Origin of the sequence: Barnesiella sp. An22, from assembly GCF_002159975.1 — a bacterium.
GTDB classification, from domain to species: Bacteria; Bacteroidota; Bacteroidia; order Bacteroidales; family Barnesiellaceae; genus Barnesiella; species Barnesiella merdigallinarum.
In genome coordinates this window covers 1-6651 of the sequence record NZ_NFJR01000030.1, presented here as the reverse complement: position 1 = coordinate 6651, position 6651 = coordinate 1, and the positions used below count along the sequence as shown (strand labels likewise).

Genomic DNA, 6651 nt, shown 5'->3' with positions numbered 1-6651 from the left:
CTTCAGGCGAGTGGCAAGTTTGTTTTGGGATGCCCGAATCATTTCGGGCTGCCCAAAACACAACTTGCTATGTTCGCTTGAACATGAATTTGCCTGAAGTCAAATTGAGGTTTGACCTTCAGCCTCATTCTTCGGCTTCGGGATAGCTCCATCCGGCATCCATTCCGTTGTTGGTGGCAAAGTTATGGCGGTATATCTACCTATAAAACAGTATGTTATATGAAACAAGATGTCATTTGATGACACGAGTCGTCACCTCACCCGAAACATAGTGCCGGTATGAAAATTTTCCTTTTTATTTGCGGCATGAACGACAGAATATGTGCGGTAAAGAGTGTCTGAAGGACCTGCTGACTGACTGTCTGGATGAGAGAATGTATGACTGGAATGATACACGAATGGAGTACTGCACACAGGCAGTAAGGAATGTCTGACAGACAGACTTGTGATGTGCAGTAATGACCGTCGGACTGAATGGATCAGATACCGTATTACGGCATATATCCAGTCATTCCTTACTTACCGGAATACTGAATCCGATTAATGTTTAACTATAAAAAAGAAAGAAAAATGAAAAAAGACACAGTTTTAGTTGCCGTTTGCAACCAGAAAGGCGGAGTGGGTAAATCGACCATGACGATTATGCTTGCCGGGTATTATCATTACCTGAAAGGACTGAATGTAGCTGTCATCGACTGCGATTATCCGCAGTACAGCTTGGTACGCATGAAAGAAAGGGATATGCGTACTGTTGAAAACAGTGATTATTTCAAACAACTGTTGAAATCCCAGTACGAACGTATCCGGAAGAAAGCCTATACGATTGTCGGCTCAAAAGCGGAAAATGCCCGTGATGCCGCGGAGAAACTTATGAATAATGGGAATTACGATTTGATTATCGTGGACTTGCCCGGAACAGTGAATTCTTCCGGCGTAATCAACACCATCGTGAACATGGACTATGTGATAACCCCGATTATTCCTGACCGTATTGTAATGCAAAGCAGTCTTTCGTTCTCAACTATCGTATGGGACTATGCCAAGACAAGCAAGGAAGCTCCCTTGCGAGAATTCCTCTTTTTCTGGACCCGTAAAGATGCCCGCGCTTCCACGGAAGTTTTCGACGCTTACAATATCATCATGCAAAAATTGGAATTTACGGTATTGGATACCATCATCCCAGAAACCAACCGCTACAACAAGGAACTATCCTTGACAACCCGAAACTTCTTTCGTTGTACCTTGTTTCCTCCTCCAGCCAAATCGTTGAAGGGTAGCGGGCTGACAGAATTGGCGGAAGAACTATTGGTCAAATTCAAAAAATAAATACTATGGCAAAAAAACAAGTAACCGTGAACGAAGAGATGATCAGAGGCATTATGGCCGGGGATATACCCAATTATGGGAAAGACATATCCGTGGATGATGTAATAACCACTGATGAATCCGATGGGAATGAGTGCGAAGCGGACAATCCGGGACCTGTAACTGTTGAGAAAAGTACAGGCAAACCAAAAAAACGAAAGGACGTCACGGATTCGTACCGCAAAGAGTTCCTTTCGGGAGGAAATGTTCTGCAAAGGCAGCAGGCTTATATCGGTATCGACAATTATCGGCTTATACAGAAATTCTTATCGGTTGTAGCCCCCAAAATCAGTATGTCGAAATTCATTGACAATGTACTGACCGCTCATTTCGAGCAATATAAGGAGGAAATAGACGGCCTCTATTATAATCAAATCAATAATGAACCTTTATATAAAAAATAATTATGGGAGACTTTTTTGACACTATGACTATTGTAGTCGTTATTATCATGGTATTTATTGTATTAGTGATAGCCATTCATGCTTCTGCAAGGCTTATACAAATGACTTTCGGCAGAAAGTCCGGTTTGAAACAAAAGGATACAGCCAAATCAAATGAGGCTGTGAAAAATGCAGAACCGGTAAACCTTCCTGAACAAAAGAAAGAATCGCCCGGCATTGATGAGCGATGTGCCATTTACAAAGAAAAATACCTTACTTGTAAACCGTTGGCAAAGCGGGCACAAGTCTGTATCGAGCAGGAGAATGCCTGTATAATCAAATACATGCTTTTGGTCATAGACCCCAAAGCTACCATGTCCGGCTACATCAATAATATTGTGGACGAGCATCTGAAAAAATATTCACCTGAGATTATAAAATTGTACGAAGAAAAGAAAGCTGATTATGGAAATTAAAATTTATTTCGCAGTCAAAGTCCTGTGCGCTATCTTCATATTATACAGATTGTGGATATTCATTTTCAGCCAGCAAGTGTATGACACATGGGAGAAAGTGTACCGTATGATGCGTATAGCCCGTATCAAGTTATGGAAATATCGTAAAGAATATCGGATATACAGGGAAAAGAAAGCCGAAAAAGCCAGGAAAAAGGCAAGGCGTAAGAAAAATGTGCCGGAAACAAAAGTGGTACAGGAGAAGCCTGTAACTGTAGAACGGCCTTCTCAGGTTGACGATAATGACGTGATTGGCAAGACCAGAATCGTCTATCTGGAAGACCCTGATGTGGCAAGAAAAAAGCCAACACATTCCGAACCATTGGTTAGGGAACCTATAGAAGAAGATGAAGAAATCAATCCCGAGGATGTGGTACAGGAAAACAAAGGATTGACCAAGGAGGAAAAGGAAGAACTTATGGCTCCGGTGGGTGCGGAACCTGATCCTGATTTCAACACGGCAATGACATTCGAGGAAATGAATAATGTTGTGGAAGTGTTGACTTCCGCTACCCGTGATGAACAGAAGGCTTTTCGTGCGAGCATGACAATTTATCACAAGTTATCCGGTACGGAAATATTGAATCTTCTTGAAAACGAAATCGGATGCCAGCATAAAATCGGGCATCTGCTCAACGAATATCTGGATGAAGCCGGAAAACCGCTTTTAAGACGAAGGGGTACTCCGAAGAAAAAAGAAGTTTTCGATATAGGTAAATTCGTTTAATTGTTTCTTTTGTTGCCATATTTTTGGGGGCATGTCGATGTGATATCGGCGTGCCTTCTTCATTTTCAGAAAACAACGTCGGATAAAATACAAATAGTCATATCCTTATCATAATGGCAAGATTCGTACCTTTGCAAAAAATGAATGATTATGGCAGTAACAAAAGCAATATTGGAAAAATGGATGGCTGCCCAGAAGCGTCACCGTCTGTCGGACAGGCATGTGCAGATGGCACGTGAACTTGGTCTGAATCCTGACAAACTCGGGAAGATTGATAACCACAGACAGGAGCCGTGGAAAGTTCCGCTTCCGCAGTTCATAGAGGATATCTACTTCAAGAGGTTCAAGCGTGAGCAGCCTGAAACTGTCAGGCCGCTGAAACAGATTCTGAAGGAAATGGAATTCAAAAAGAAGCTGCAAAAAGAGAAAAAGGAGGAACGGAGGAAACAGCGTGTCTTCTCTTCCGATTCAGCAGCAGAGTAAACTGCGTTCACATGACATGAAGCGAAGTCTGAAAGCCGCCCGGTTTTCAGACTTTGCTTTTTTGATTCTGACAAGTTGCAGCGTTCTCATTTTTTCATGGAGAGTGCCCGTTTTTATATTCTCCTTTTTTCAATCGGCTGCCAAAAATTCTTTTTCATATCGCTTGGAAATCCCTTTCCGATGTAACGTAATGACACCCGATGTCACGCATCGTCAGTGTTGTAAATCAATGAATTAAGCGTTATATATTCGTGGTCGAAATCATTTTTTGTCTCACCAATTAAAAGTTTCGACACATGAAAAAAAGATTCTTTTTTGCAGCCATGATGCTGCTTGCAACGACAGGGGCTTTCGCCCAGGGTAACGGTATCGGCGGTATCACTGAAGCCACCAACATGGTCACTTCCTATTTCGATCCGGGAACCAAACTGATTTATGCCATCGGAGCCGTGGTCGGCCTTATCGGAGGCGTGAAGGTCTATTCCAAGTTTTCCTCGGGAGATCCCGACACCTCCAAGACGGCAGCCAGCTGGTTCGGCGCCTGTATCTTTTTAATCGTAGCCGCCACAATCTTACGCTCATTCTTCCTCTGATTATGGCGGAGTATCCTATCAACAAGGGAATCGGCCGCAGCCCTGAGTTCAAGGGGCTGAAAAGCCAGTACCTGTTCATCTTCGCCGGCGGACTGCTCGCCCTGTTCGTCCTGTTTGTCATCATGTACATGGCAGGTATCGACCAGTGGGTATGTATCGGTTTCGGTGTCATCTGCGCTTCGGTGCTTGTCTGGGTGACTTTCCGCCTGAATGCGAAATACGGTGAATGGGGACTGATGAAATTGCAGGCGCTGCGCCGCCATCCCCGCTACATCATCAGCCGGAAAGGTTTTCTCCGGTTGATTTGTCCAACTCCGAAAAAACGTAATGTATGAGAAATGTAATGAAAGCCGCCACGTTGGAAAGCCGGTTTCCGCTGATGGCCGTCGAGCACGGGTGCATCATCAGCAAGGATGCCGACATTACCGTGGCCTACAGGGTGGAGCTGCCGGAAGTGTTCACGTTGACACGCGCCGAATACGAGGCCCTTCATTCCACATGGGCGAAGGCTGTCCGGGTTCTGCCGAACTACAGCATTGTCCACAAGCAGGACATCTTCATCGAGGAGAGCTACAGGCCCGACATCTGCCGGGATGACCTGAGTTTCCTCAGCCGCAGTTTTGAAAGACATTTCAATGAGCGGCCGTACCTGAACCATACCTGCTATCTGTTCCTGACCAAGACCACGAAGGAGCACAGCCGCACGACCAGCAGCTTCAATGCCCTCACGCGTGGGTTCATCATCCCCAAGGAGATGCAGGACAAGGATACCGTCGCACGGTTCCTGGAATGCTGCGGGCAGTTCGAGCGTATCGTGAACGACAGCGGCCTGGTCCGCATGGTCAGGCTGACGGACGAAGAGATTATCGGTACGGAAACCTCCGCGGGCATTATCGAAAAGTATTTCTCGCTCTCGCAGGAGGAGACGACCAGTCTGCAGGACATCACCCTCGGAGCCGGGGAAATGAAGGTCGGAGACAATGTGCTCTGTCTGCATACCCTCTCCGAGACGGAGGATTTGCCGTCATCCGTGGGTACGGACAGCCGTTATGAACGGCTGTCCACGGACCGCAGCGACTGCCGCCTGTCCTTTGCCGCACCGATAGGGATACTGCTCACGTGCAACCATATCGTGAACCAGTATCTCTTCATAGACGATTCGGCGGAGAACCTGAGGAAGTTCGAGCAGACTGCCCGTAACATGCACTCGCTGTCCCGTTACAGCCGTTCCAACCAAATCAACCGTGAATGGATTGAGGAGTACCTGAACGAGGCACACAGCAAGGGGCTCACTTCCATCCGTGCGCATTGCAATGTCTTTGCATGGAGCGACGACCGCGAGAAGTTGAAGCGTATCAAGAATGATGTGGGCAGCCAGATTGCCCTGATGGAGGCCAAGCCCCGTCACAATACCGTCGATGTACCTACACTCTTCTGGGCGGCCATTCCCGGTAATGCCGGTGATTTTCCGTCTGAGGAAAGTTTCTACACCTTCATCGAGCAGGCCCTGTGCCTGTTCATCGGGGAAACGTCCTACAAGGATTCGCTCTCGCCGTTCGGCATCCGCATAGTGGACCGTCTGACCGGAAAGCCTGTCCATCTGGATATTTCCGACCTGCCGATGAAGAACGGTACGATTACCAACCGCAACAAGTTCATCCTCGGACCTTCGGGCAGCGGAAAGTCATTTTTCACCAACCACATGGTGCGCCAGTATTACGAACAGGGAGCGCATGTGCTGCTGGTGGACACGGGAAATTCCTATCAGGGACTGTGCAGCCTTATCCATGCCCGCACACATGGCGAGGACGGCATCTATTTCACCTATGAGGAGAGCGATCCGATAGCCTTCAATCCTTTCTACGTGGAGGACGGTACTTTTGATATCGAAAAAAAGGAGTCCATCAAGACGCTTATCCTTACCCTGTGGAAACGTGACGACGAGCCGCCGACACGTGCCGAGGAGGTAGCGCTCTCCAACGCGGTCAATCTCTTTCTGGAGAAGATCCGCACGGACAGTACCGTGGTTCCGTCCTTCAACACCTTCTATGAGTTCATCCGCGACGAGTATCAGGAAATCCTGAAGACCAAGCGTACACGGGAGAAGGATTTTGACGTGTGGGGCTTCCTGAATGTACTGGAACCTTATTACAAGGGTGGCGAGTATGACTTCCTGTTGAATTCCGACAGACAGCTTGATTTGCTTGGCAAACGGTTTATTGTTTTCGAGCTGGACAATATCCGTGACAACAAGGTGCTGCTTCCGATTGTCACCATCATCATCATGGAAACTTTCATCAGCAAGATGCGAAAGCTGAAAGGTATCCGAAAGATGATACTCATTGAGGAATGTTGGAAGGCATTGGCATCCGCCAATATGAGCAACTATATCCGCTACCTTTTCAAGACCGTCCGAAAGTTTTTCGGAGAGGCTGTTGTCGTTACCCAAGAAGTGGAAGACATCATATCGTCACCCATTGTCAAGGGAACCATCATCAACAACAGTGACTGCAAGATCTTGTTGGACCAGCGGAAGTATGTCAACAAGTTCGATGAAATCCAGTCCCTGCTGGGCCTGACCGACA

The 6651-nt window shown here is 46.8% G+C and carries 8 protein-coding genes; all 8 read left to right on the top strand.

Annotated elements, in window-relative coordinates:
* The first annotated feature begins 570 nt into the window (after positions 1-570).
* Entirely contained in the window at positions 571-1326 is a 756-nt protein-coding gene (locus B5F38_RS13845; RefSeq protein WP_087409705.1) for a ParA family protein, read from the top strand.
* A 5-nt stretch (positions 1327-1331) separates the two neighbouring features.
* On the top strand, positions 1332-1769 hold the full coding sequence (locus B5F38_RS13840; RefSeq protein WP_005801797.1) for a DUF3408 domain-containing protein: 438 nt from the start codon (positions 1332-1334) through the stop codon (positions 1767-1769).
* 2 nt (positions 1770-1771) lie between these two features.
* Positions 1772-2224 carry a DUF3408 domain-containing protein gene (locus B5F38_RS13835; protein WP_055172659.1) on the top strand — a complete coding sequence of 151 codons (453 nt, stop codon included), beginning with the start codon at positions 1772-1774 and terminating at the stop codon, positions 2222-2224.
* A gap of 106 nt (positions 2225-2330) precedes the next feature.
* Positions 2331-2990: a DUF4122 family protein gene (locus B5F38_RS13830; protein ID WP_241147875.1), complete on the top strand. Its 660-nt coding sequence runs from the start codon at positions 2331-2333 to the stop codon at positions 2988-2990.
* A gap of 150 nt (positions 2991-3140) precedes the next feature.
* A complete protein-coding gene (locus B5F38_RS13825; RefSeq protein WP_005801793.1) occupies positions 3141-3473 on the top strand; it encodes a hypothetical protein in 333 nt (110 codons plus the stop codon).
* 296 nt (positions 3474-3769) lie between these two features.
* Positions 3770-4066, top strand: coding sequence for a DUF4134 domain-containing protein (locus B5F38_RS13820; protein ID WP_005801791.1), 297 nt, complete (start codon positions 3770-3772; stop codon positions 4064-4066).
* A gap of 2 nt (positions 4067-4068) precedes the next feature.
* The gene (locus B5F38_RS13815; RefSeq protein ID WP_005801790.1) at positions 4069-4401 is read left to right on the top strand and encodes a DUF4133 domain-containing protein; all 333 of its coding nucleotides are present in this window, start codon (positions 4069-4071) and stop codon (positions 4399-4401) included.
* On the top strand, positions 4398-6651 hold a 2254-nt coding region (locus B5F38_RS13810), incomplete at its 3' end, for a TraG family conjugative transposon ATPase (protein ID WP_087409706.1). The genes B5F38_RS13815 and B5F38_RS13810, both read left to right, overlap by 4 nt.